2 rRNA genes are annotated in these 3,130 nt (G+C 48.7%); both read right to left on the bottom strand.

The window, feature by feature from the left end:
• Positions 1 to 6: 6 nt before the first annotated feature.
• Positions 7 to 116, bottom strand: a 5S ribosomal RNA gene (gene rrf, locus J2X17_RS18990).
• A 168-nt stretch (positions 117 to 284) separates the two neighbouring features.
• Positions 285 to 3,130, bottom strand: a 23S ribosomal RNA gene (locus J2X17_RS18985); the annotation flags it as partial.

Here is a 3,130-nt window from a genome sequence, read left to right as displayed (position 1 = left end):
TTAAAAGAAAGGCGACGACATACTCTCCCACATAACTGCAGTACCATCTGCGCAGGCGGGCTTAACTACTCTGTTCGGGATGGGAAGAGGTGAGCCCCGCCGCAATAACCACCTTAAGGTCATTGTTGGCGGTTGTTGGTTTATGGTTGTTGGTGTTTCCATCAACTACCAACCTTCAACTGTCAACTGCAGCTTCGCTGCAAATATCTTAACATACTGAGATAAAGAAAAGTATTTTATATTTAGAAAGTTTCTTCCTCCCGATTGCCCGGGAGGAAAAGGGTGTACATAAGCTTACGGATTATTAGTACTACTCGACTATGACATTACTGCCTTTACATCTATAGCCTATCAACGTGGTCATCTTCCACGATCCTTAAAAGAAATCTCATCTTGTGGTGGGTTTCGCGCTTATATGCTTTCAGCGCTTATCCCTTCCAAACGTAGCTACTCTGCGGTGCCCCTGGCGGGACAACAGATACACTAGAGGTTTGTCCAATTCGGTCCTCTCGTACTAGAATCAGATCCACTCAAATTTCTAACGCCCACAGTAGATAGAGACCGAACTGTCTCACGACGTTCTGAACCCAGCTCGCGTGCCACTTTAATGGGCGAACAGCCCAACCCTTGGGACCTTCTCCAGCCCCAGGATGTGACGAGCCGACATCGAGGTGCCAAACCCCCCCGTCGATATGAGCTCTTGGGGGAGATCAGCCTGTTATCCCCGGCGTACCTTTTATCCTTTGAGCGATGGCCCTTCCATGCGGAACCACCGGATCACTATGCTCTACTTTCGTACCTGATCGACCTGTATGTCTCTCAGTCAAGCTCCCTTATGCCATTGCACTCTACGCACGGTTACCAAGCGTACTGAGGGAACCTTTAGAAGCCTCCGTTACTCTTTTGGAGGCGACCACCCCAGTCAAACTACCCACCAAGCAATGTCCCCCGGATTCCGGGGTTAGGCCTCAGATAAACAAAGGGTTGTATTTCAACAATGACTCCACAACGCCTGGCGACGCCACTTCACAGTCTCCAACCTATCCTACACATCATTTATCCAAGGTCAATACTAAGCTATAGTAAAGGTGCACAGGGTCTTTTCGTCCCACTGCGGGTAAACGGCATCTTCACCGTTACTACAATTTCACCGAGCTCATGGCTGAGACAGTGTCCAGATCGTTACACCATTCGTGCAGGTCGGAACTTACCCGACAAGGAATTTCGCTACCTTAGGACCGTTATAGTTACGGCCGCCGTTTACTGGGGCTTCAATTCAATGCTTCTCCGAAGATAACATCTCCTCTTAACCTTCCAGCACCGGGCAGGTGTCAGGCCCTATACTTCATCTTACGATTTTGCAGAGCCCTGTGTTTTTGATAAACAGTCGCCTGGACCTCTTCACTGCGGCCAGCTTGCGCTGGCGACCTTTCTCCCGAAGTTACAGGTCTATTTTGCCTAATTCCTTAGCCATGAATCTCTCGAGCACCTTAGGATTCTCTCCTCAACTACCTGTGTCGGTTTACGGTACTGGTACTAATTACCTGAAGTTTAGAGGTTTTTCTTGGAAGCCCTTAGGCGCACTATCTCTTTGTCCGAAGACTCCGAGTACTATCGTATTTCCCCAAGATCTGTGGATTTGCCTGCAGATCTTATAGGTAGGTACTTCAACGAACTATTCCGTCAGTTCGCGGCGCTTTCATCACTCCGTCACCCCATCACAGTAATTAGTAGTACGGGAATATTAACCCGTTAGCCATCGACTGTCCCTTTCGGGTTCGCCTTAGGACCAGACTAACCCACAGCTGATTAGCATAGCTGTGGAAACCTTAGTTTTTCGGTGTGCGGGTTTCTCGCCCGCATTATCGTTACTTATGCCTACATTTTCTTTTCTAACCAGTCCAGCATACCTTACGATACACCTTCAACCCTGTTAGAATGCTCCCCTACCACTTACAATTGCTTGTAAATCCATAGCTTCGGTAATACGCTTATGCCCGATTATTATCCATGCTCGTCCGCTCGACTAGTGAGCTGTTACGCACTCTTTAAATGAATGGCTGCTTCCAAGCCAACATCCTAGCTGTCTGGGCAGACAAACCTCGTTCTTTCAACTTAGCGTATATTTGGGGACCTTAGCTGATGGTCTGGGTTCTTTCCCTCTCGGACTTGGACCTTAGCACCCAAGCCCTCACTGCTGAGAAACATTATATAGCATTCGGAGTTTGTCAGGAATTGGTAGGCGGTGAAGCCCCCGCATCCAATCAGTAGCTCTACCTCTATATAACTTAAATTCAGCGCTGCACCTAAATGCATTTCGGGGAGTACGAGCTATTTCCGAGTTTGATTGGCCTTTCACCCCTACCCACAGGTCATCCGAAGACTTTTCAACGTCAACCGGTTCGGACCTCCACTGTGTGTTACCACAGCTTCATCCTGCCCATGGGTAGATCACACGGTTTCGCGTCTAACACTACTGACTAAAGCGCCCTATTCAGACTCGCTTTCGCTACGGATCCGTGGCTTAACCACTTAACCTTGCCAGCAACGTTAACTCGTAGGCTCATTATGCAAAAGGCACGCCGTCACCCCACGAAAGGGCTCCGACCGCTTGTAAGCGTATGGTTTCAGGATCTATTTCACTCCGTTATTCACGGTTCTTTTCACCTTTCCCTCACGGTACTGGTTCACTATCGGTCTCTCAGGAGTATTTAGCCTTAGCGGATGGTCCCGCCAAATTCAGACAGGGTTTCACGTGCCCCGCCCTACTCAGGATACCACTATCTATTATACTCGTTACCCATACGGGGCTATCACCCTCTATGGCTTGACTTTCCAGTCAATTCCGGTTCCTTGTACATAAAATCTCGTGGTCCTACAACCCCAACAATGCCGTAACATCATTGGTTTGGGCTAATCCGCGTTCGCTCGCCACTACTTACGGAATCACTTTTGTTTTCTTCTCCTCCGCCTACTTAGATGTTTCAGTTCAGCGGGTTTGCCCACCTATCGGTGTACTATGTCTTCAACATAGTGGGTTGCCCCATTCAGGTATTTACGGATCAATTCGTGTGTGCCGATCCCCGTAACTTTTCGCAGCTTATCACGCCTTTCATCGCCTCTGAGAGCC

The sequence above is a fragment of the Flavobacterium aquidurense genome, assembly GCF_031458035.1.
In the GTDB taxonomy this organism is placed as follows: domain Bacteria; phylum Bacteroidota; class Bacteroidia; order Flavobacteriales; family Flavobacteriaceae; genus Flavobacterium; species Flavobacterium aquidurense_C.
This window is presented reverse-complemented; position numbering and strand designations above follow the sequence as displayed.